Annotated in this window: 18 protein-coding genes; 12 read left to right on the top strand and 6 right to left on the bottom strand. The window is 61.3% G+C overall.

Annotated features, from left to right (window positions below):
• Positions 1 to 27: 27 nt before the first annotated feature.
• Together F2P47_RS02365 and aguB are read right to left on the bottom strand one after the other, a co-directional pair.
• Positions 28 to 2,052 carry a YgiQ family radical SAM protein gene (locus F2P47_RS02365; protein ID WP_152214781.1) on the bottom strand — a complete coding sequence of 675 codons (2,025 nt, stop codon included), beginning with the start codon at positions 2,050 to 2,052 and terminating at the stop codon, positions 28 to 30.
• 206 nt (positions 2,053 to 2,258) lie between these two features.
• Positions 2,259 to 3,146, bottom strand: coding sequence for an N-carbamoylputrescine amidase (aguB, locus tag F2P47_RS02360; RefSeq protein ID WP_152214559.1), 888 nt, complete (start codon positions 3,144 to 3,146; stop codon positions 2,259 to 2,261).
• Between the two features lie 123 nt (positions 3,147 to 3,269).
• On the opposite strand from aguB, the gene ptcA reads away from it, so the two are divergent.
• From ptcA to arcC, 4 genes are read left to right on the top strand one after another with little or no spacing between them, the layout of a single operon-like run.
• The gene (gene ptcA / locus F2P47_RS02355) at positions 3,270 to 4,298 is read left to right on the top strand and encodes a putrescine carbamoyltransferase (protein WP_152214558.1); all 1,029 of its coding nucleotides are present in this window, start codon (positions 3,270 to 3,272) and stop codon (positions 4,296 to 4,298) included.
• A gap of 32 nt (positions 4,299 to 4,330) precedes the next feature.
• On the top strand, positions 4,331 to 5,734 hold the full coding sequence (locus F2P47_RS02350) for an APC family permease (protein ID WP_152214557.1): 1,404 nt from the start codon (positions 4,331 to 4,333) through the stop codon (positions 5,732 to 5,734).
• 18 nt (positions 5,735 to 5,752) lie between these two features.
• On the top strand, positions 5,753 to 6,850 hold the full coding sequence (gene aguA, locus F2P47_RS02345; RefSeq protein ID WP_152214556.1) for an agmatine deiminase: 1,098 nt from the start codon (positions 5,753 to 5,755) through the stop codon (positions 6,848 to 6,850).
• A 3-nt stretch (positions 6,851 to 6,853) separates the two neighbouring features.
• Positions 6,854 to 7,756 (top strand): carbamate kinase, encoded by a 903-nt coding sequence (gene arcC / locus F2P47_RS02340; protein WP_152214555.1) that lies wholly within the window; start codon positions 6,854 to 6,856, stop codon positions 7,754 to 7,756.
• Positions 7,757 to 7,759: 3 nt separating this feature from the next.
• Here arcC and F2P47_RS02335 read toward each other — a convergent pair whose 3' ends face one another.
• The 4 genes from F2P47_RS02335 to F2P47_RS02320 are packed head-to-tail and all read right to left on the bottom strand — an operon-like array spanning position 7,760 to position 12,997.
• A complete protein-coding gene (locus F2P47_RS02335) occupies positions 7,760 to 8,239 on the bottom strand; it encodes a cupredoxin domain-containing protein (protein WP_152214554.1) in 480 nt (159 codons plus the stop codon).
• A gap of 26 nt (positions 8,240 to 8,265) precedes the next feature.
• Complete coding sequence (locus F2P47_RS02330) at positions 8,266 to 8,985, bottom strand: copper resistance protein B (protein ID WP_152214553.1); 720 nt, start codon at positions 8,983 to 8,985, stop codon at positions 8,266 to 8,268.
• Positions 8,982 to 10,637, bottom strand: coding sequence for a copper resistance system multicopper oxidase (locus tag F2P47_RS02325; RefSeq protein WP_152214552.1), 1,656 nt, complete (start codon positions 10,635 to 10,637; stop codon positions 8,982 to 8,984). The genes F2P47_RS02330 and F2P47_RS02325 overlap by 4 nt, the downstream gene beginning before the upstream one ends.
• Positions 10,637 to 12,997 carry a heavy metal translocating P-type ATPase gene (locus tag F2P47_RS02320; protein ID WP_152214551.1) on the bottom strand — a complete coding sequence of 787 codons (2,361 nt, stop codon included), beginning with the start codon at positions 12,995 to 12,997 and terminating at the stop codon, positions 10,637 to 10,639. Before F2P47_RS02320 ends, F2P47_RS02325 begins: the two co-directional genes overlap by 1 nt.
• A gap of 262 nt (positions 12,998 to 13,259) precedes the next feature.
• Between F2P47_RS02320 and F2P47_RS02315 the strand changes: the two genes are divergently transcribed.
• The 8 genes from F2P47_RS02315 (at position 13,260) to F2P47_RS02280 (ending at position 21,649) form a co-directional block, all read left to right on the top strand.
• Complete coding sequence (locus F2P47_RS02315; protein WP_185680899.1) at positions 13,260 to 14,459, top strand: PAS domain-containing sensor histidine kinase; 1,200 nt, start codon at positions 13,260 to 13,262, stop codon at positions 14,457 to 14,459.
• A gap of 181 nt (positions 14,460 to 14,640) precedes the next feature.
• Positions 14,641 to 16,059: a circularly permuted type 2 ATP-grasp protein gene (locus F2P47_RS02310; protein ID WP_152214549.1), complete on the top strand. Its 1,419-nt coding sequence runs from the start codon at positions 14,641 to 14,643 to the stop codon at positions 16,057 to 16,059.
• A 26-nt stretch (positions 16,060 to 16,085) separates the two neighbouring features.
• Positions 16,086 to 17,027, top strand: a complete 942-nt coding sequence (locus F2P47_RS02305) for an alpha-E domain-containing protein (RefSeq protein ID WP_152214548.1) — start codon at positions 16,086 to 16,088, stop codon at positions 17,025 to 17,027.
• Positions 17,028 to 17,035: 8 nt separating this feature from the next.
• On the top strand, positions 17,036 to 17,851 hold the full coding sequence (locus F2P47_RS02300) for a transglutaminase family protein (protein ID WP_152214547.1): 816 nt from the start codon (positions 17,036 to 17,038) through the stop codon (positions 17,849 to 17,851).
• A 22-nt stretch (positions 17,852 to 17,873) separates the two neighbouring features.
• The gene (locus tag F2P47_RS02295) at positions 17,874 to 18,617 is read left to right on the top strand and encodes a proteasome-type protease (RefSeq protein WP_152214546.1); all 744 of its coding nucleotides are present in this window, start codon (positions 17,874 to 17,876) and stop codon (positions 18,615 to 18,617) included.
• Positions 18,618 to 18,690: 73 nt separating this feature from the next.
• Complete coding sequence (locus F2P47_RS02290) at positions 18,691 to 19,629, top strand: LysR family transcriptional regulator (protein WP_152214545.1); 939 nt, start codon at positions 18,691 to 18,693, stop codon at positions 19,627 to 19,629.
• A 92-nt stretch (positions 19,630 to 19,721) separates the two neighbouring features.
• Positions 19,722 to 20,567 carry a hypothetical protein gene (locus F2P47_RS02285; RefSeq protein ID WP_152214544.1) on the top strand — a complete coding sequence of 282 codons (846 nt, stop codon included), beginning with the start codon at positions 19,722 to 19,724 and terminating at the stop codon, positions 20,565 to 20,567.
• Between the two features lie 11 nt (positions 20,568 to 20,578).
• Positions 20,579 to 21,649 (top strand): isopenicillin N synthase family dioxygenase, encoded by a 1,071-nt coding sequence (locus F2P47_RS02280; RefSeq protein ID WP_152214543.1) that lies wholly within the window; start codon positions 20,579 to 20,581, stop codon positions 21,647 to 21,649.
• The last annotated feature ends 48 nt before the right edge of the window (positions 21,650 to 21,697 follow it).

Below are 21,697 nucleotides of genomic sequence, written 5' to 3'. Positions count from 1 at the left end.
CGCCGGCCGCTCGACGGCGAAGACGTCTTATCTCGATTTCGGCAGCACGCCCTTGGTCGTGAACTTCTGCACCTTGTGCTTCTTGCCGAGGCGGTTTCCTTCGCCACCGCTTAGGCCCGTGCCGGCGGGTTGCCATGCGGGGATCAACTGGTGCTTGCCGGGGCCGATGAGGTCGGCCCGGCCCATGCGCTTGAGCGCGTCGCGCAAGAGCGGCCAGTTCTCGGCGTCGTGGTAGCGCAGGAAGGCCTTGTGCAACCGGCGCTGCTTCAGCCCCTTGATCGTCTCCACCTCTTCCGAAGCGCCGCGGCGGACGGCCTTCAGCGGATTCTTGCCGGAGTAATACATGGCGGTTGAAAGCGCCATGGGCGAGGGCAGGAAGGTCTGTACCTGATCGGCGCGGTACTTGTTGCGCTTGAGCCAAAGGGCGAGGTTCATCATGTCCTCGTCCGTCGTGCCCGGATGCGCGGCAATGAAATAGGGGATGAGGAAATATTCCTTGCCCGCTTTCTTCGCCGCCTCGTCGAACATCTTCTTGAAGCGGTCGTAAGCGCCGATACCCGGCTTCATCATCTTGGAGAGCGGGCCCTTCTCCGTATGCTCGGGCGCGATCTTGAGATACCCGCCGACATGATGCGTGACGAGTTCCTTGATGTAGGTCGGGCTTTCGACGGCGAGGTCATAGCGCACGCCCGAGGCGACCATGATCTTCTTGATGCCCGGCAGCTCGCGCGCCTTGCGATAGAGCTGGATCAGCGACTCGTGGCTCGTGTTGAGATTGGGGCAGATGCCAGGATAGACGCAGGACGGCTTGCGGCAAAGCGCTTCCGTGCGCTCGTCCTTGCAGGCCATGCGATACATGTTGGCGGTCGGCCCGCCGATGTCCGAGATGATGCCGGTAAAGCCTTCCACCTTGTCGCGCACGGTCTCGATCTCTTTCAGGATCGAGCCTTCCGAGCGGCTCTGGATGATGCGGCCTTCATGCTCGGTGATCGAGCAGAAGGAGCAGCCGCCGAAGCAACCGCGCATGATCGTGACAGAGGTCTTGATCATGTCCCAGGCGGGAATCTTCTGGCCCTCGTAAGCCGGGTGCGGCGCGCGGGCATAGGGCAGGTCGTAGACCCCGTCCATTTCCTCGGTCGTCAGCGGAATGGGCGGCGGCGTCAGCCATACTTCCTGATTGCCATGGTGCTGCACGAGAGGCCGCGCATTGCCGGGATTGCTCTCGCGGTGGAGAACGCGCGAGGCACGGGCATAGGTTTCCGGATCGGACGATACCTGTTCGTAGGAGGGCAGGCGGACCACTGTGTTCGGCGCGCTGGCGCGGGCGCCTTCATCGGCAGCCTCAATGTCGTCGGCATGGACTTCGGTCCAGCCTTCCGGCACGGCGGGCTTCGTCACGGCGACGCCGCGCACATCGTCGATCTCGGAAGGCTTTGCGCCTTTGGCGATCCGGTGCGTCGCTTCGACGATCGCGCGCTCGGCATTGCCGTAAAGCAGGATGTCGGCCTTGGCGTCGACCAGGATCGAGCGGCGCACCTTGTCCGACCAGTAGTCATAATGCGCGATGCGGCGAAGCGAGCTTTCGATGCCGCCGAGCATGATCGGCACATCCTTGTAGGCTTCGCGGCAGCGCTGCGCATAGACGATGGTGGAACGGTCCGGCCGCTTGCCGCCTTCGCCGCCCGGCGTGTAGCTGTCGTTATGACGGAGCCGCCGGTCGGACGTGTAGCGGTTGACCATGGAATCCATGTTGCCGCCGGTCACGCCGAAATAGAGCGCGGGCTTTCCCAGCGCCTTGAAGGGCTCGGCGCTCTGCCAGTCCGGCTGCGAAATGATCCCGACGAGGAAGCCCTGAGACTCGAGCAACCGTCCGATAATAGCCATACCGAAACTGGGGTGATCAACATAGGCGTCGCCGGTGACGAGGATCACGTCGCATTGATCCCAGCCCAACTTGTCCATTTCCGCGCGCGACATCGGCAGGAAAGGCGCCACGCCGAAGCGGTGGGCCCAATGTTTGCGATAGGAAAAGATGTTTTTGGCAGCGTCCATGCGGCGGAACATGATGTCGAACGCCTCGCGGGTCAATGCCCCGCTTGAGCCGTTTCGCTTCGTCTGCTGCCGTTGACGTCGATCAATGTCACCGGCGCGGCTCGTTGAAAGGATGATGAACCGAAAGCAATCGCGGACAGGCCATGTCGCCCTTGAGCCGGATTATGCCGTCAACGACGATGCGACAGCTTCACAGAAGCTGGACGTCACTGATGTGTGGCATGGCGCAGCACGCCGTCCATGGTGAGCAGTTCGCCATAAAGATCGACGCGGCGGTCGCGGAAGACGCCCCATTCGAGGCGGGTTCGCCGGTTCGCCTCGATGTCGAAACTTGCGGTCAGCAAGGCTTCCCCCGTCTCGCCAGCTTCGGCGACTTTCTTGCCCGTATTGTCGGTGATGAAGGACGAGCCGTAGAAGGTGATCGCGCAGGTACGCCCCTCTTCAAGCCCCGTTCGGTTCGAGGCGATGACCGGCACCATGTTCGCAGCCGCGTGGCCCTGCATGGTGCGCTGCCAGTGGTCGCGCGAATGGATCGTGGGGTCGTGAGGCTCGGAGCCAATGGCGGTCGGGTAGCAGATCACGTCCGCGCCTTTCAGTGCCAGTATGCGCGCCGTTTCGGGGAACCACTGGTCCCAGCAGACGGCGGCGCCCACGCGGCCGAAGCGGGTCGGCCAGACGTGAAAGCCCGTGTCGCCCGGCGAGAAGTAATACTTCTCCTTGTAGCCCGGGCCGTCCGGAATATGCGACTTGCGATAGATGCCGAGAATTTCGCCATCCGCGTCGATCATGACCAGCGTGTTGTAGAGCGCGTTGTTGGCTCGCTCGTAGATCGAGACGGGCAGGACAACGCCATGCCGGGCCGCAAGTACGCGCATGTGCTGAACGGCGGGATTCTCGCCGACGGGCAGCGCCAGGTGCAGCAGGTCGGGATGCGTGTCCTTGCAGAAATAGGGCGTCTCGAAGAGTTCCTGCAGCAGGATCAGCTGCGCGCCTTTTTCTGCGGCGGCCGTCACCAGGCGTTCCGCATTCGCGATGTTTTCGTCGCGGTCGTTTCCGCATGCCATCTGCGTGGCGGCGACGGTCAGGCTCGTCATGTCTCTACCTATCGGAAAGAGCGTTGGTCCGCTTCGTTCGAAGCAATGTCCGGCGACTCTAGATCGTCGTTCCCTCTCTTCGCAACCGGCTCGCATATCGCCGTTTTGTAACAGGATTTCAGAATGCGCCACTTCATCGACACGCAGGACTTCACCAAGGCGGAACTGCTCGATCTCATCGAACTCGTCCGGCTCACCAAGGCGGCGGACAAGCAGGGCGCGCTGCCACGACTTCTCGAAGGCGCCTCGCTCGGCATGATTTTCGAGGAGCCGTCGACGCGCACACGCATTTCATTTGAGGTCGCGATGACACGGCTCGGCGGCCATGCGCTCTATCTCAGACCCGGCGAAATTCATCTCGGCGTGCGCGAGTCGATCAAGGACACGGCCAAGGTCATAAGCCGGATGACCAATGCCATCGAGGCGCGGATGCTCAAGCATTCGATGGTTCTGGAGCTCGCAAAATATGCGACCGTCCCCGTCATCAACGGTCTCACTGACTATAATCATCCGACGCAGGTCGTCTGCGACGTCTTCACCATGACGGAGCACAAGCTGCCCGGCAAGCCGCTCGAAGATATCAAGGTGACCTTCGTCGGCGATACGACAAATGTCTGCTCCTCGCTGATGCTGATCTGCACCCAGCTCGGCATGCATTTCACGCAGGCCGCGCCGAAGCAATATCAGGCTTCCGTCGAGCTTCAGGCGATGGCGCGCAAGAATTGCGCAGCTTCCGGCGGTACGCTCACCATCACCGACGATCCTGTTGCTGCGGTCAGCGATGCCGATTTCATCTATACGGATCTCTGGTGGTGGGTCGGCCAGGAAGCGGAAATCCCCGACCGCAAGGCTGCCTTCATGCCCAAGTTTCAGGTCAATCTCGCGCTCTTCAGCAAGGCGCCGGCTCATGCGAAAATGATGCATTGCCTGCCGGCGAGCCGCGGCGTCGAGGCCACCGACGAGGTTCTCGATCACCCCCGCTCCATTATCTACGACCAGTCCGAGAACCGCCTCCACACCGAAAAGGCGATCCTCATCGAGTTCGTGTACCCGCATATTCGCCGTCCGCAACAGGCGCTTCGCGACTGGCATGCCGGCCGCATCCAGGCGTTTCTCGGTACAAAACTTTTGCCCCCGTACGACGCAAACTGAAATTTCGCCCATAGGGACAAGGAGATATTTGGATGACTGTTATCAGCACACCGGCAACGGCAGGACGCGGCGGCTTCAAGCGCGTGCTGAGCGCTCTCGACATGACGCTCTTTACCGTCTGCGCGATCCTCGTCATCGACACGCTGGCGGCGTCCGCCAAGGTCGGCATCTCCTCGCTCACATGGTGGGTCATCACTTTCTTTTTCTTTTTTGTGCCCTATGGCCTCATCGTCGCGGAACTGGGTGCGGCCTATCCCGGCGAAGGCGGCATTCAGCAATGGATCCGTCGCGCATATGGCGACAGATGGGCCGGCCGCGCGGGCTGGTACTACTGGGTCAATGTCGCGCTCTGGATGCCGTCCGTCTACATCCTCTTTGCCGGCATGGCCGCGCAGCTCTTCGCGCCCGACATGACCCTCTGGACGAAGATATTCATCGGCGTGGTCATGACATGGATCACGGTCGGCGTCGGCATTGCGAGCCTCGCCAACAGCAAATGGGTACCGAATGTCGGCGCGGTGGTGAAAGCCGCCATCATGCTGCTTATGGGCGTCGCGGGCATCTGGGTTGCCTTCACGCGCGGCATGGCGAATGACATCACATTCTCCTCCCTCATGCCGAGCTGGAATGTCGGCCTCGCCTTCCTGCCGGTGGTCGTCTACAACTTCCTCGGCTTCGAACTGATGTCGGGCGCCGGCGAAGAGATGCAGAATCCCGCGCGTGACGTACCTGTCGCGATCGTCATTGCTGGTCTCGCCATCGTCGCCTTCTATCTTCTCGCCACTTTCGGCATCCTCGCCGCGCTGCCGGTCGATCAGATCGGCCTTATTGAAGGCGTTCTCGACACGGTTGGAAAACTTCTCGGCGACTCCAGTCTCGCCAAGGCTGTGACCATGATTGTCGGGCTCGGCGCGCTCTATACGTTCTTCGCCAACATGGTGACCTGGACGCTGGGCGCGAACCGCACGGCGCAGGCCGCCGCCGCCGATGGCGAGCTTCCCGCTGTCTTTGCGACCTTGCATCCGACATACAAGACCCCTATCGGCGCCTTCCTGCTCACTGGGCTCGTTTCGACGATCGTCATCGTGCTCTACGGCCTCATGGCGGGAACCGCGGAAGACCTCTTCTGGTCGCTCTTCGCCTTCAGCTCCATCGTCTTCCTGCTGCCCTATCTGCTTGTCTTCGTGGCCTTCCTGAAGCTGCGCAGGGTCGATGTGGATGTGCCCCGGCCCTATCGGGTGCCGGGCAACCGGGCCGTACTTGTTATTCTTGCGTCGCTCTGTTTCCTCTTCGTGGCTCAGGCGATTATCTTCTTCGTCTGGGTGCCGGGTGAAGGCATCGACTGGAAGACGGCGGGGCCGATCATCGGCGGTGTGGTGCTTACTGCTCTCATCGGCGAGGTGATCCTTGCCATTCAGGGGCGCAAGTCCGCCTGATTGCGAGAGGTTCGGAAAATGAGTGCGACTTTTACCTCGACGCCTGTGGCGGATGGTTTCTGCATGCCTGCAGAATGGACGCCACATGCTGGTACGTGGATGATCTGGCCGGAGCGTCCGGACAATTGGCGGCTCGGCGGCAAGCCGGCGCAGGCGGTTTTCGCGGCGGTTGCGTCGGCCATTGCCGAGACCGAGGCGATGACGGTCTGCGTGTCGCCTGCACAGTTCCAGAATGCACGGCGCGTCCTGCCGCCGAATATCCGCCTTGTCGAGATATCGAACAACGACAGCTGGATCCGAGATTGCGGCCCGACCTTCGTGACGGACGGCAAGGGCGCCGTTCGTGGTGTCGACTGGACATTCAATGCCTGGGGTGGCATCGAGGGTGGCCTCTACTTCCCCTGGGATCAGGATGAACTCGTCGCGCAAAAGGTCATCGAGATGGAGCGGGTCGGGCGTTACAAGGCGCCGCTCGTTCTCGAAGGCGGTTCGATCCATGTCGACGGAGAAGGTACGCTGCTGACGACCGAGGAATGCCTGCTCAATCCGAACCGCAATCCTTCGCTGAAGAAAGAGGAGATCGAGCATCTTCTTGGCGACTATCTCGGCATCCGCCACACGATCTGGCTCGATCGCGGCGTCTATAATGACGAGACGTCCGGCCATATCGACAATATCGCCTGCTTTGCCAAACCCGGCGTTGTTCTCCTCACCTGGACTGACGACACCAGCGATCCGCAATATGAGATCAGCAAGGATGCGTTCGACCGCCTGTCGAAGGCGAAGGACGCGAAGGGACGCTCGCTCGAAGTGGTGAAGCTTCACCAACCCGGGCCGCTCTTCCAGACGGCAGAGGAGGCGCAAGGCGTCGACCACGTCGAGGGCTCGCAGCCACGCGAAGCGGGGCTTCGGCTCGCGGCGTCCTACGTCAATTTCTATATCGCCAATGGCGCGATCATCTATCCGTTGCTCGATCAGAAATATGACGCCAATGCTGCCGAAATCCTCGCCAAGGCGTTCCCGGACCGGAAGGTGAAGGGCGTGGCGGCGCGGGAGATTCTACTCGGCGGTGGCAATATCCACTGCATCACCCAGCAGCAGCCCTTGGGCCGGTAAGACATGCGTATTGTGGTTGCGATTGGCGGCAATGCGCTTCTGAAGCGCGGTGAGACGCTGAGCTGGGAGAACCAGCGCATCAATATGCGGGACGCGGCGGCGGCGCTTGCCGAGGTCGCAAGGTCGAATACGCTTGTGCTGGTTCATGGCAACGGACCGCAGGTCGGCCTCCTCGCGCTTGAAGCCGATGCCTACAAGGCCGTGCCGCCTTATCCGCTCGATGCGCTGGGCGCGGAATCGCAAGGCATGATCGGTTATCTGATCGCGCAGGAAATGCGCCGCGCGCTTCCTTCCCGGAACGTCGTGGCGCTTCTCACGCAGACCGTCGTGGATGCAAAAGATCCCGCCTTCCAGCATCCGACGAAGCCCATCGGGCCAGTCTATTCGGAGATAGGCGCTGGCGGCCTTGCCGGCCCGCGCGGCTGGACCATGGCGAAGGATGGCGCTTCCTTTCGCCGCGTCGTCGCCTCTCCCCAGCCGCAGCGCATCGTCGAGGCGGACGCAATCGCAGTGCTGGTCGAAGCGGGCGCGCTTGTCGTCTGCACGGGCGGCGGCGGCATTCCCGTCATAGAAAATGACGACAACTCCCTTGAGGGCGTCGAGGCCGTGATCGACAAGGATCTCGGCGCAGCCCTCCTTGCTCATGATCTCGATGCGGGCCGTCTCGTCATTCTCACCGATGTCGATGGCGTCTATGAGAATTGGGGTAAGCCGGAACAACGCCTCCTGCGCGAAATCTCGGCGACCGATATCGATCCCGGCTCCTTTGCCAAGGGCTCCATGGGCCCGAAGATCGATGCCGCCTGCCGCTTCGCTCGCGCCACAGGGCGCCCCGCCTTCATCGGCAGTCTCGCCGAGGCGCGCGCCGTGGTTGAAGGGAAGGCGGGAACGCGCATCGATCCCTGATCTTCACTTCACGACAATCTTGCCCTCCATGCCGACCTCGGCATGGCCCGGATAGTTGCAGGCGAACTGGAATTCTCCGGCGTTCGTGAAGGTCCAGACGAGTTCCTTCGTTTCGCCCGGTTCGGTGGAGATGGCGTTGGGCGATTTATGTCCCATGCTCTCCATGCTCATGCCGGCCATCTGCTGCATCATCTGGCGATGGTCGGCCAGCTCGGCAGCATCCGCGATCATGAATTCATGCGGCTGCTCGCCCTTGTTGACGAAGACGAAGCGCACGGTCTCGCCTTTCCTGAACGTCAGTTCTTTCACGTTGAAGGCGATTTCCGTCGCCTCAATGGTGACGGTGCGGTCGGCCTTCTTTGCGTCGCCAGGTTCGCCATAGGCGGCGGCATGATTGTGGCCGTCATCCATGTCGGAGGCAAAGGCAGAAGAGGTAGCGAGGGCGAGGCTTGCAGTGAGCAGAGCGGCGAAGCGCATTTTCATTATCGGTTTCCTTGTCGGGTGATTGTTCAGAACCAGAAGCTTATGCCCGCGCGCAGCGTGAGGTCGCCGGGATCGCTGCCACCTTCGCGGATCATCCGCGCCGTATTGCCGAGCGCGCGCTCATAAACGAGGTCGATATAGGGAGCGAATTTCCGCGTGAGTTCGTAGCGAAGCCGCGTACCCAGTTCGATCCGGGAGAGCCCCGCGCCGATTTTTTGCTCGGGCGCGTCATTTGCCGAGACGTCGAACTTCAGATGCGGCGTCAAGGCGAGGCTTTGCGTGATGAGCAGGTCGATCGACTGTTCAAGCCTTGCACTCACATCGCCATTTCTGGCGAGAAAGGCATGCGCGCCTGTCTCGATGAAGTAGGGCGCGAGCCCTTCGACGCCGAAGACGAGATAGGTCTGGGCGTGTGGATCGAAGTCCTGCCTTGCGCCCGCTTGCACATCCCAGAAGTCGGAAATGTTCCTGCTATAGAGGCCCCAGACCTCCGAGCGCTCCACATGGCCGTTCTGTATCTCGCCTTCGGATTTGACGACGAGCTTCTCCAGATCGCCGCCGAGGGAGCCTGAACCTGTCCAGGTGACGAGTCCGCCTTCGTCATTCTGCGCGCCATCGATCTGCAAGCGCAGTACATGAAAGAGTGGACCGTCATGCCCATCCATCATTTCTCCGGCCGAGAGCGTGGATGAAAACATGAGCGAGAAGGGCAGTAGCAGGGCGGCGCATCGCGAGAAGCGGTTCATCGCGCTGCCTCCGCGCTCATGCGGGCGACCACCACCTTGTTCATCATCCCCGACGCCATGTGATAAAGCAGGTGGCAATGGAATGCCCACTCACCGGGGGCATCGGCGGTGAGGAGCACCGAGTAGCTCTGCCCTGGCGGAACGCTGACAATGTGCTTGTTCGGCAACCGGGCGGCGGGCTGGCCGTTGACGAGTTGCACGAACATGCCGTGCAGATGCATCGGGTGCGCCATCATCGTGTCGTTGACGAAGGTGAGCTTCACCCGTTCGCCATATTTAAGTTCGATGGGCTGTGCGTCGCCGAACTTCTTGCCATTGAGCGTCCAGATATAGCGCTCCATGTTTCCGGTGAGATGCACAATGATCTCGCGCGACGGTTCGCGCAGATCCTTCTGCGGCGTTAGAGATTTAAGATCGCCATAGCTCAGCACCTTTTCTCCGGCAGGAAATCCCGCGCCCCAGCCTTTCGGGGCCTGTTCTTCCTCCGCCGGGCTCTTTGACTCTTTCGGTTTCGTGTTTGTGGCTGCGTGGCCCATTTGGCTCATGTCCATGCCGCCCATATCCATGTTGGACATCGAGCCATGATCCATTCCTTCCATGGAACCCATACCCATATCGGCCATGGTGAGTTGCGCGCGTCGGCGGAGTGGCGGCACCGGAGCCTCCATCCCTTCGCGCGGCGCGAGTGTTGCCCTCGCATAGCCGGAACGGTCGAGGGATTGGGCGAAAATCGTGTAAGCCTTGCCGTCTTTCGGCGTGACGATGACGTCATAGGTCTCGGCGATGGCGAGCCTGATTTCGTCCACGGGTACGGGCATCACGTTCTGGCCGTCTGCCGCTACCACGATCATCTTCAAACCCGGAATGCGCAGATCGAAATAGGTCATGGCGGAAGCATTGATGAAGCGAAGGCGTATGCGCTCGCCCGGCTTGAAGAGGCCGGTCCAGTTCGCGCTGGCCGACTTGCCGTTGACGAGGAAGGTGTAGCCCGTCACATCGGCGAGATCGGTCGGGTCCATCCGCATCTCGCCCCAGTCCAGCCGGTCGCGCAGCGTCGCGCCGATTCCGTCCTTGCCCATGCCACGGAAGAAGTCGCCCGCCGTCCGCTTAGAGTGATTGTAGTAACCGGAATCCGCTTTAAGGTTGCGGAATATGTCGTCGGCGCGTTCGTCGGTAAAATCGGACAGCATCACCACATAATCGTGGGCTGCCTGGATGCCACTCGGCTTCGCCGGATCGATGACGATGGGGCCAGCAAGGCCTTCCTGCTCCTGCAAGCCAGAATGGGAGTGATACCAGTAGGTGCCGCTCTGCCGGACCTTGAAGTGATAGGTGAAAGTCGCGCCCGGCGCGATGCCGCCAAAGCCGTTCATGCCCGGCACGCCGTCCATCTCACCGGGGAGCAGGAGGCCATGCCAGTGGACCGAGCTGTCATCCTTCAATCTGTTCGTCACATGGATGGCGACGTCCTCGCCTTCCCTGAAGCGCAGCAGCGGCCCGGGAAATTGCCCGTTGACGATGATCATGTCGCCATGCCGTCCGCCTATATCGACGTCGTGCCGATCGATGACGAGGCTATATTCGCCCGCCTTGGCGGCGAAGCTCGCGAATGCCAGGCCGATGAATGTGAAGACCAATAACGAAACGCGCATCACAGCTTCACCGTCCGGAGCCGAAGCGCATTTCCGATGACGCTGACGGAAGACAGCGCCATTGCTGCTGCGGCGATGATCGGCGAGAGCAGAATGCCGAAAACTGGATAGAGAACACCTGCCGCAATGGGAATTCCAGCCGCGTTGTAGATGAAGGCGAAGAAGAGGTTCTGCCGAATGTTGCGCATGGTCGCCTGGCTGAGACGACGCGCGCGGACGATGCCCATGAGATCGCCCTTCAGCAGTGTGACGCCGGCGCTTTCCATCGCGACATCGGTACCGGTTCCCATGGCAATCCCGATTTCGGCGGCGGCGAGCGCGGGCGCATCGTTGACGCCGTCGCCCGCCATGGCGACGACGCGGCCCGCCTGGGTGAGTTCGTTCACCACCCTGGCCTTTTCATCGGGCAACACCTGTGCTTTTACCTCGTCGATACCGAGCCGCCGCGCGATGGCCTGCGCCGTTGTCGGATTGTCGCCCGTCAGCATGACGATGCGTATGCCTTCGGCCTGTAGCGCCGCGAGCGCTGCGGGCGTCGTTTCCTTCACTGGATCGGCAATGGCGATGACGCCTGCAAGCATTCCATCGATCCCTGCAAAGATCGCCGTCGCGCCGTCCTGCCGCAAATCTTCTGCGGCTTTCGCGAGCGGTGCCGTCGTGATGCCCAGCTCTTCAAGATAATTCGCATTGCCGATGACGATGCGCTTGCCGTCAACGGTTCCGATGGCGCCTCTGCCGGAAGGCGCGTCGAAATCGCTCGCTTCGTGAAGCGCAAGCCCGCGCGCCTTCGCTGCCGCAACGATCGCGTCGGCCAGCGGATGCTGGCTCGCGCGTTCGACGCTTGCCGCAAGCCGCAGAAGATCGGCCTCGGCAAAACCTCCGGCGGTCACGATGGACGTCACCGAGGGCTTGCCTTCGGTCAGCGTACCCGTCTTGTCGACGACCAGCGTGTCGATCTTTTCCATGCGTTCCAGCGCTTCGGCGTTCTTGATGAGGACGCCGAAGCTCGCGCCGCGCCCGACGCCGACCATGATCGACATGGGCGTCGCAAGGCCCAGCGCGCATGGGCAGGCAATGATGAGCACGGCGACCGCCGCGACCAGACCGAAGGTGAAGCGTGGCTCTGGCCCGAAGGTTGCCCATGCCGCGAAGGCGATGATGGCGGCGAGGATCACCAGCGGCACGAACCATCCGGCTACCCGATCGGCAAGTCGCTGGATTGGTGCGCGCGAGCGCTGTGCGTCGGCGACCATCTGCACGATACGGGCTAGCATGGTCTCGCGTCCGATTTTTTCCGCTGTCATGACGAAGCCGCCGGATTTGTTCAGCGTGCCCGCGATCACCTTGGCGCCAGGGTCCTTCGTCACCGGCATGGCCTCGCCCGTCACCATGGATTCATCAATGGCGACGCGGCCTTCCAGGACGCTTCCGTCGACAGGCACTTTTTCGCCGGGTCGCACACGCAGCCGGTCACCGACATGCACGTCGTCGAGCTGCACTTCTTCGTCCTCGCCATCGGCGCGAATGCGGCGTGCGGTCTTCGGCGCAAGGTCAAGCAGGGCGCGGATCGCGCCGCTCGTCTGTTCGCGAGCCCTGAGTTCCAGCACCTGGCCGAGCAACACCAGAACGGTGATGACGGCTGATGCCTCGAAATAGACGGCGACCGCGCCGTTCATATCGCGGAATGCCGGCGGGAAAATGCCGGGTGCGACAGTCGCGACGATGCTGTAGGTCCAGGCAACGCCCGTGCCCATGGCGATCAGCGTGAACATGTTGAGGTTGCGGGTAAGGAGCGACTGCCAGCCGCGCACGAAGAAGGGCCAACCCGCCCAGAGCACGACGGGTGTCGCCAGCGCGAGTTGAATCCAGTTCGTGAGCGTCGTGCCGAGCGCCATGATGAGCCCGGTCAGATGTCCGCCCATTTCGAGCAGGAAGACCGGGATCGTCAGAGCAAGGCCAATCCAGAACCGCCGCGTCATGTCGATGAGTTCGTGGTTCGGTCCGCCATCGGCGCTCGCGACCAGGGGTTCCAGCGCCATGCCGCAGATCGGGCAGGGGCCGGGGCCGACCTGACGCACCTCCGGATGCATCGGGCAGGTATAGACCGTGCCTTCCGGCTCCGGCTTCTGGTCCACCGGGTGCCGATACTTGTCGGGATCGGCCCTGAACTTGGCCTCGCAGCCAGCCGAACAGAAGTACCAGGTCTGACCCTCGTGCTCGGCGCGATATTTCGCCGTCTGCGGATCGACGTTCATGCCGCAGACGGGGTCCCTGGCCATGCCTGCCGCCACGCCATGAGCGGCGTGATGCTGGTGTTCATGTCCGCCGCAGCAGGCCTTGCCTTCGGTGTGCGAAGCCATCGTTGTCCTCTTTTCGAGTCTTCTTGTCAGGAAAGTCACCCTAGGCCTTCCTGTCACTGGAAGGTCAAGCGAGGCGCGGCACAGGCTTCCATTTTGAGGAAAATGCCTATTTTCACGACAGTTTGCTTTTGAATTGCGCAATAAAAACAATGACTTGCTTCATGGGTTGGAAAGGGAATTGCGGTAAATATCGAGCCAAGCCGCATTTTGCCCGGGGTTATGCCGCCGGGGATTAGTGCTTTTTTGAGTGAGAATGAGCGCAATGACGAGACAGCAAAGGCTCGCCCAGCTTTCGCAGTTTGAAGGCATCGGGGCGCATGTGCCGGCCGACATGTCCTCGCCCGAGGTCTATCGCGGCATGTTCGAGCATGCGATCTGGGGCATCTTCCAGACCACGCCGGATGGATATTATCTCGCCGCCAATCCTGCGCTGGCGCGCATCTATGGCTACGAGTCGCCCGCCTGCATGCTCCATGCGTTGACCGATATCGGTCGTCAGCTTTATGTCGATCCGCATCGCCGCGACGAGTTCGTACGCCTCATGCGCGAAACGGGCGTCGTCTCCGGCTTCGAGTCGCAGGTCTATCGCCGCGACGGCGAGGTGATCTGGATTTCGGAATGCTGCCGCGAGGTGCGCTCGGCCGCAGGAGCGCTTCTCTATTACGAAGGCACGGTTGAGGACATCACCATCCGCAAAAACGCCGAGCGCGATTTGCAGAGGGCGAAGGAGCAGGCGGAAGCCGCAAATCGCGCCAAATCGGCATTTCTCGCCAATATGAGCCATGAGCTCCGGACGCCGCTCAACGCGATCCTCGGCTTTGCGCAGATCCTGCGCGACGGCATTCTCGGGCCATTGGGCGAACCGAAATATCAGGAATATGCGGGCGACATCTATCGCAGCGGCAAGCATCTCCTCGATGTCATCAACGATATTCTCGATCTGACGAAGATCGAAGGCGGCCATCTGAAACTCGACGAGCAGGATGTCGATGTCGGCAATGTCTTCGCCGCCTGCGAGAGGCTCGTCGCGGAAAGCGCGAGGGCGGCGGGCGTCGAGCTCAAGGTGGTGAGTCCGGATGTACCGATGACGCTGTCGGTCGATCCGACAAGGCTCACACAGATCATCCTCAATCTGCTGTCGAACGCGATCAAGTTCACGCCCGAGGGACGCAGCGTCCAGCTCTTCATGGGCCGTGCTCCATCGGGTGACTTCCTGATGACGGTCGAGGACACGGGCATCGGAATGACGGCGGAGGAGATGGTCCAGGCGCTCCAGCCCTTCCAGCAGATCGACAATTCGCTGGCCCGCCGCTACGAGGGCACCGGCCTCGGCCTTACTCTCACCAAGCTCCTCACGGAACTGCATGACGGGTCGCTGACACTCGAGAGCGAGCCGGGCCGCGGCACCAGAGTCACCGTTTCGCTTCCGGCCCAGCGGGTGATAGCCGAGGATCGGCTCTAAAATTTAGGCATGAAGCACACAATTGTTCGTTATGTAGGCACTACGCACAATAAATAATCGTCTCTTTAAGTCTCGTTATCTGCGTAGCCTCTTTTTTCGTGGCTTCGACACTGGCACCGCTCTTGCTCTCTATCTTTCCAAGCGATTGGCGCGCGAGGCGTCATGTAAACGGGGAGTTGCGATGCCAGGGGCCGTCTTCGACGAAATGGGCCTCAGCGACCACGAGGTTCGCAATGCCTATGCGACTCTGCGCGACTGGCTGAGTGAGACCCCGCCGGAGGTTCTTTCCCTGCGTCGCGAGGAGGCGGAGACCTTTTTCCGCCGTATCGGCATCACCTTCGCGGTCTATGGCGAGGGTGGCGACCCCGAGCGCATCATTCCCTTCGACATCATCCCCCGCATTCTCGAAGCTGCCGAATGGCGTCAGATTTCGGCGGGCCTCGTGCAACGGGTAAAGGCGCTCAATGCCTTCATCGCCGACATTTACGGGCCGCAGGAAATCATGCGGGCGGGCATCATGCCCTCCGACCACGTGCTGCTGAACGAGACCTATCGGCACGTCATGCAGGGTGTGCAGGTTCCCGCGGGTGTCTACACGCATATTTCCGGCATCGACATGGTGCGGGTGGGACCGGAGGAATTCTACGTTCTCGAAGACAATGTGCGAACGCCGTCGGGCGTTTCCTACATGCTCGAGAACCGCGAAATCACCATGCGGCTCTTTCCCGATCTCCTGTCGCGCTACAACGTGGCGCCGGTCGATCACTATTGCGACGATCTTCTGAAAACGCTTTCCTCGGTCGCGCCGCGCAATTGCGAGAATGAGCCGACAGTCGCGCTTCTGACGCCGGGCATCTATAACAGCGCTTATTACGAACATTCCTTCCTCGCCGACCAGATGGGTATCGAGCTCGTCGAGGGGCCGGATCTCTATGTGAAGGATGACATCGTCTATATGCGCACGACGCAGGGGCCGAAGCGCGTCGACGTCATCTATCGCCGCGTCGACGACGAGTACCTCGATCCGCTTGCCTTCCGTCCCGACACGGTGCTGGGCGTCGCGGGTCTGATGAACGCCTACCGGGCAGGGAACGTCAACCTGGCCAACGCCGTCGGCGCCGGTATCGCCGACGACAAGTCGACCTACACCTATGTGCCGCAGATGATCGAATTCTATCTCGGTGAAACGCCAATCCTCAAGAATGTGCCGACTTATCGCTGCGGCGATCGCGACGATCTTCTCTATGTGCTGGAGCGGATCGACCAGCTGGTGGTGAAGGAAGTTCACGGCTCGGGCGGCTACGGCATGCTCGTCGGCCCCAAGGCGACGCGCGCCGAGCGCGAGGCTTTCGCCGCGCGGGTGAAGGCGGCGCCGGAGAAATATATCGCCCAGCCGACGCTCGCGCTTTCGACCTGCCCGACCTTCGTCGATCAGGGGATCGCGCCGCGGCATGTCGACCTTCGGCCCTTCGTGCTCGCAGGCGAGGAAATCCGCGTCGTGCCGGGCGGGCTCACCCGCGTTGCGCTGCGCGAGGGATCTCTCGTCGTCAATTCAAGTCAGGGCGGAGGCACCAAGGATACCTGGGTGCTGAAAGACTAGACCATGTTCCGATCGGGTGTAACGCGATGCTGAGCCGTACTGCCGACAGTCTCTACTGGATCGCCCGCTACATGGAGCGGGCGGAAAATCTCGCACGCATTCTTCAGGTCACGGACAGGCTGTCGCTCATGCCGTCAAGCGCGGAAACCACCGGCAGCGAATGGCATTCGACCATCATCGTGTCTGATTGCGAGGAAGGCTTTTATAGCAAGTACGGCGACGCGACGCCCGAGCATGTGATCTCCTATCTCGCCTTCGATGAGGACAACCCTTCGAGCATTCGCAACTGCATCGAGACGGCGCGGCGCAATGCCCGCGCGGTTCGTACCGCCCTGACATCGGAGCAGTGGGAAACGCTCAACGCGACCTGGCTCGAACTGCCAAAATGGAGCGAGACACGTGTGCGCGGCAGCGGGCTTCATCGTTTTCTCGACTGGGTGAAGGATCGCTCGCTCCTCTTTCACGGCGGCACGGTGGCGACGATGCTTCGCTGCGACAGCTATCACTTCATGCAACTAGGCACTTTCGTCGAGCGCGGCGACAACACGGCACGCATTCTCGACGTGAAGTATCACCTGCTTCTGCCGGAACATGCCGAGGTGGGTGGCGGCATCGACTATTATCAATGGGCATCGATCCTGCGCGCCGTTTCCGGCTATCGCAGTTATCATGTCCTCTACAAGGAGGGCATCCGGCCCTGGCATATCGCCGAATTTCTCATTATGCGCGATCAGATGCCGCGATCCCTGGTCAGCTGCACGGCGAAGATCAAGGACTGCCTCGATGCGCTGGGCGAGGAATATGGCCAAAGACATGATTGCCATCGCATGGCAGGACAGGTCTACTCGCAACTCCGCTTCGGGCAGGTAAGCGACGTCTTCCGCCAGGGGCTCCATGAGTTTCTGACTCAGTATGTTGAGCAGAATAACCGCCTCGGATCCGAGATCAGCCGAAGCTATCTGATGTGAAGTTTCGAATGCGCATCCATATCCATCACGAGACGGTCTATCGATACGCGGAGCCAGCCTCCTACGCGATCCAGGCACTGCGTCTCAAGCCGCTCGACAATGCGACGCAGACAGTTCTGGGCTGGCGCCTTCAGGTGCCGTCGCAGGCAAGCCTGACCGAAACGCGCGACGTCTATGGCAATGTCCTGCAGATGCTTTATGTCGAGCGCCCGCATCAGGAGATTGCGATCCGGCTGACGGCAGAGGTCGAGACGCTGGATCGCAGCGGCGTCGTCAATGCGCATGAGCCCTTTTCTCCACGCTTCTATCTGCGCCGCACTGAACTCACCGATGCTGACGAGGCAATTATCGCGCTTGCCGAAAAGGCGCGTGCGGGGTCCGACCGTACACCGCTCGATCTTGCTCACCGGCTGATGGAGACGGTGCGCGACGCGCTCGACTATCACATCGGCAATACGGATGCACAGACGACGGCGGCGGAAGCGCTGGCCAAGGGTTCGGGTGTTTGTCAGGACCACGCGCATGTCTTCATCTCGGCGGCGCGCATGCTCGGCATCCCCGCGCGCTATATCAGCGGCTATCTCTGGATCGACGTCAACATGGAGCATGAGGCGAGCCACGCCTGGGCAGAGGCATATATTGACGGACTCGGTTGGGTCGGCTTCGATGTCGCCAACAGAATTTGCCCGACGGCGGCCTATGTGCGCGTCGCCACAGGGCTCGATTATCTCGAAGCTGCGCCTGTGCGCGGCCTACGGCGCGGCGGCGGGCAGGAGACGCTCGAGGTGCGGCTGAAGGTCGGCGAGAGCGCCGCACAACAATAACGATCCGGGCGGAATTGATTTCATGACTTATTGCGTTGCGCTTCGCCTTCGAGGCGGCCTCGTCATGTTGGCGGATACGCGCACCAATGCGGGTGTCGACAACATCTCGACCTTCCGCAAGCTCACCACCATTGAACGCCCGGGCGACCGCGTCATCGGCATCATGACGGCGGGGAATCTTGCCCTGAGCCAGGCAATCGTCAATCTCGTGACGGAGCAGGGATTGTCGCTGCATGAAGGCGAGCCGCTCGAAACGCTCTATACCGCGCCGAGCATGGTTCGCGCCGCTCAGTTGATGGGGCAGGCGGTTCGGGAGATCTACAAGGTCGACGGGCCCTCGCTCGAAGCGCAGTCTGAAACCTTCAATGTTTCGATCCTGCTTGGTGGGCAGATCGGCAATGGCCAGCTTCGACTTTTCCAGGTCTACGCAGCGGGCAATTACATCGAAGCGACGGAAGACACGCCCTATTTCCAGATCGGCGAGCACAAATACGGCAAGCCCATCATCGACCGCGCCGCGACCTTTGAGACCGATGTGGGGGACGCGCTGAAGCTCGCGCTCATTTCCATGGATTCGACCATCCGCTCGAACCTGTCGGTGGGTCTGCCCATTGACCTCATGGTCTATCGCCGCGACGCGCTGAAGGTTGCTCTCAGCCGGCGTATCAAGGACGACGATGCTTATTTCAAGGGCTTGCGCCAATCCTGGTCGGACGCGCTGACCCGCGCCTATCAGGCGATCCCCGGTCCGGAATGGGAGTTCTGAGGGCGGCGCCCCATCTGGTCCGGAACTTGCTCCCTCTAACGCCGGGGGCCCGGAAAAAGAGGCGCGAAAAGCCATGCCGAAGCTGAACCTCATCCCGCCGGACGAGCGAAATTTCGTTCGCAATGTCGACTGGAACCTCTTCGGGCTCTTTCTCGAAATCGTCAATTCTGGCGGGATCAGCGCCGCGGCGCGCCATCTCAACAAGCAGCAACCGACGATCAGCGCCGGCCTGAAGCGGCTCGAGGAACATCTCGGCGTCGAGCTTTGCCACCGCACCAGTCAGGGCATTGAACTGACGCCGGCAGGCCGCGCGCTGTTGCCGCTCTGCGAGGCGATGGTGGGTGCGCTGCGCGCCGCGCCGCATGAGGTGGCTCGTGCCGCAAACCTCGTCGAGGGCGTCATCAACATCAAGATCATGTCGAGCATCGTTTCGCCGGAATTCGATGCCGCCATTGCCGCTTTCCACGGGCTTCATCCCGGCGTCGAGATCCGCCTCGACGTGGTGGCCTGGCGTGGCGTGGTCAAGGCGCTGAAGCTTGGCGAGGCGGAGGTGGGCATCGCCTGCGACAGCGCGCCGGGCGAGGGGCTTCGCTATGCGCCGCTCATGAAAGAATTCCAGCAGCTTTATTGCAGCAGCAATCATCCGCTGTTCGGTCAGACCGTTGGCCAGCCTGCAAGCCTTTGCGACGAGCCCTTCGTGATGACGGGCGAGGACGAGCCCGAGGAACTTGAGCGCTTCCGTCGCCGCTACGGGCTCGGCCGTCATGCGGGCGGATTTGCGGAGAACCTGCACGAGGTGAAACGCCTCATCGAGCTTGGCGTCGGCATCGGCTTCTTGCCCACTTGCGTCGCGGAAGAAATCGACCGGGGGCATAATCTCCATCCTCTGCTCCCCGACGATTTGTTGCCCAGCTATCACGTCTATCTCATTACGCGCGAGCAGGACGCGCGCGACACACCGACCGAACTGTTCCTCAATGAGATTTTGGGCCGCCTCGGCGAGCACCCATAGATCGAATTTATGGACGGCATCGGAATTTCCTGTCTTCACCTATGGCTCTTCGTCGACGCATGCTTTGTGCAGTGCAGTATCGGAAGAGACGAATGGCGAATATCGGACTACGGATCGAACCGAAGCGCGAGCCGACCATTGAGGCCCTTGCGGGCCTCTGGAGCCGCTCTCTCATCGATTGGCCCGATGGCCGCAGCGACCGGACGACCTTCGTCAACTGGATGCAGGGCCCGAGCTACTATCTCGATCTGCGTCAGCCTGCCGACCGTCCGGATTTTCGCGGCGTCGAGAATTTGCGCGCGCTCCAGCCTGAGCAACTTGACTGGCTGGCGACACAGGAAGGTTTCGCGGGCGAGCTTCACTATGCCGACGGCTTCTTCGAGTGGCGGCGCGAGATCGATTTTCAGCCCCAGGCGATCTATTCCGATCAGGGCCGTCTCTGGATGGAACCGGACATGATGGTCGAGGAGGGGAAGGACATTCCCTATATCGAGCACTGGCACCGCGAGCCGGTCAATCTCGATCCTGTTTGCGCGCTGCGGCTCGACGATCCGGCCGATGGCACCCGCGCCTATCTGATGCGGCTTGGCTCTCTCTTCATGTATGCCCGCGCGCGTGGGGCAGCGGTTCCGGCGGGACTGCATCTGCAGGAATGCGTGAAAGGAGCCGCGAGCCTAACGGACGCGCAGGACCTCGTGGATTGTGAAATCTCGCAAGGCATCGTGACTGGCGCGGGCTGGATCATTCAGCGCTCGAGTCTTCCCTTCCGCGAGAAAGCGCGCATCGATCCTGTCTGGGCGGCGAAGGCCTCCGGCACGATCGTGCTTTCGGACGTCGATGCCGACGGGAATCATGTTGCGCAATCATGGAAAATCCTCGACGCACAAGGCGCGCTCGATGCATTCCCCGCCGCTGGAAAAGTCAGGAGCGCCTTCTGATGGAGACGAAAATGGCAAAAGGCAGAGCCTTCGATCATATCCCGCTGGTCGATATCGCGCCGCTTCTGGGCGATGATGTTGAGGCGAGGAAAGCCGTCGCGCGCGAAATGGAAAAGGCCGCGAGCGAAGTCGGCTTTCTCTATGTCACGGGACACGCCATCGCGCCGGAACTGATCGAAAATCTTCAGGCCAAGGCGGCGGCCTTCTTTGCGCTGCCGGACGACGTGAAGAGAAAATATTACATCGGAAATTCGCGCGCGCATCGCGGCTATGTGCCAATGGGCGAGGAGAATTTCTATTCGGGCGACGTGCCGAGCGTCGACAAGAAGGAAGCCTTCGATCTTTCCATCGATCTTGCCGAGGACGATCCCGATCACATCAAGGGCTATCGCCTTCTCGGGCCGAACCAGTGGCCGAACGAGGTAGAGGGCTTCAAGGAAGATATCTACGCCTATTACGAGGCGGCGACCTCGCTGGGCCGTACGCTGTTCCGCGGCTTTGCGCTGGCGCTCGGTCTCGACGAGAATTATTTCGATCGCTATCTGACCAAACCGCCGTCGCAGCTCCGCCTCGTTCATTACCCCGAAGCGGAAGGTTTCGACGCGTCCGCGATCGGCGGCAGCTCCAGCAATTTCGGCATCAGCCCGCACACCGACTATGAGTGTTTCACCATCCTGCATGTCACGGCGCCGGGCCTTGAGGTCGTCAATGCCGAGGGCAATTGGGTCGATGCGCCGCCCGTGCCGGGCGCCTTCGTCATCAATATCGGCGACATGCTGGAAGCCATGACTAATGGCCGCTTCATCGCCACCGCGCATCGTGTGCGACGGGTCGCTTACGAGCGTTACTCCTTCCCGCTTTTCTGCTCGGTCGATTACGACACGGTGGTCGAGCCCTTGCCCCAATTCATCGAGCAGGACGCGACGCGCACCTATCCGGCCTATGTCGCGGGCGACCACCTTCTTGCACAGACGATGCGGACTTTCGCCTATCTCAGGAAGCTTGAAAAGGAAGGGCTCGTCGCCATTCCGGCATCCGAGACGACCGGCGAAACCTTCTTCGGGCGCAAGGAACGCGCCTGAACGAATTATAGAGAAACGACAGAAGCGGAAACGCCTCAACCCTACGGG

It is taken from the genome of Parvibaculum sedimenti (assembly GCF_009184905.1).
GTDB classification, from domain to species: domain Bacteria; phylum Pseudomonadota; class Alphaproteobacteria; order Parvibaculales; family Parvibaculaceae; genus Parvibaculum; species Parvibaculum sedimenti.
The sequence above is the reverse complement of the archived record's forward strand: the minus strand, read 5'-3'. Positions and strand labels throughout refer to the sequence as shown.

Excerpts from the sequence above, each read along its gene's own strand:
- F2P47_RS02365 (WP_152214781.1), bottom strand. The coding sequence starts at position 2,052 with ATGGACGCTGCCAAAAACATCTTTTCCTATCGCAAACATTGGGCCCAC.
- aguB (WP_152214559.1), bottom strand. The coding sequence starts at position 3,146 with ATGACGAGCCTGACCGTCGCCGCCACGCAGATGGCATGCGGAAACGAC.
- ptcA (WP_152214558.1), top strand. The coding sequence starts at position 3,270 with ATGCGCCACTTCATCGACACGCAGGACTTCACCAAGGCGGAACTGCTC.
- F2P47_RS02350 (WP_152214557.1), top strand. The coding sequence starts at position 4,331 with ATGACTGTTATCAGCACACCGGCAACGGCAGGACGCGGCGGCTTCAAG.
- aguA (WP_152214556.1), top strand. The coding sequence starts at position 5,753 with ATGAGTGCGACTTTTACCTCGACGCCTGTGGCGGATGGTTTCTGCATG.
- arcC (WP_152214555.1), top strand. The coding sequence starts at position 6,854 with ATGCGTATTGTGGTTGCGATTGGCGGCAATGCGCTTCTGAAGCGCGGT.
- F2P47_RS02335 (WP_152214554.1), bottom strand. The coding sequence starts at position 8,239 with ATGAAAATGCGCTTCGCCGCTCTGCTCACTGCAAGCCTCGCCCTCGCT.
- F2P47_RS02330 (WP_152214553.1), bottom strand. The coding sequence starts at position 8,985 with ATGAACCGCTTCTCGCGATGCGCCGCCCTGCTACTGCCCTTCTCGCTC.
- F2P47_RS02325 (WP_152214552.1), bottom strand. The coding sequence starts at position 10,637 with ATGCGCGTTTCGTTATTGGTCTTCACATTCATCGGCCTGGCATTCGCG.
- F2P47_RS02320 (WP_152214551.1), bottom strand. The coding sequence starts at position 12,997 with ATGGCTTCGCACACCGAAGGCAAGGCCTGCTGCGGCGGACATGAACAC.
- F2P47_RS02315 (WP_185680899.1), top strand. The coding sequence starts at position 13,260 with ATGACGAGACAGCAAAGGCTCGCCCAGCTTTCGCAGTTTGAAGGCATC.
- F2P47_RS02310 (WP_152214549.1), top strand. The coding sequence starts at position 14,641 with ATGCCAGGGGCCGTCTTCGACGAAATGGGCCTCAGCGACCACGAGGTT.
- F2P47_RS02305 (WP_152214548.1), top strand. The coding sequence starts at position 16,086 with ATGCTGAGCCGTACTGCCGACAGTCTCTACTGGATCGCCCGCTACATG.
- F2P47_RS02300 (WP_152214547.1), top strand. The coding sequence starts at position 17,036 with ATGCGCATCCATATCCATCACGAGACGGTCTATCGATACGCGGAGCCA.
- F2P47_RS02295 (WP_152214546.1), top strand. The coding sequence starts at position 17,874 with ATGACTTATTGCGTTGCGCTTCGCCTTCGAGGCGGCCTCGTCATGTTG.
- F2P47_RS02290 (WP_152214545.1), top strand. The coding sequence starts at position 18,691 with ATGCCGAAGCTGAACCTCATCCCGCCGGACGAGCGAAATTTCGTTCGC.
- F2P47_RS02285 (WP_152214544.1), top strand. The coding sequence starts at position 19,722 with ATGGCGAATATCGGACTACGGATCGAACCGAAGCGCGAGCCGACCATT.
- F2P47_RS02280 (WP_152214543.1), top strand. The coding sequence starts at position 20,579 with ATGGCAAAAGGCAGAGCCTTCGATCATATCCCGCTGGTCGATATCGCG.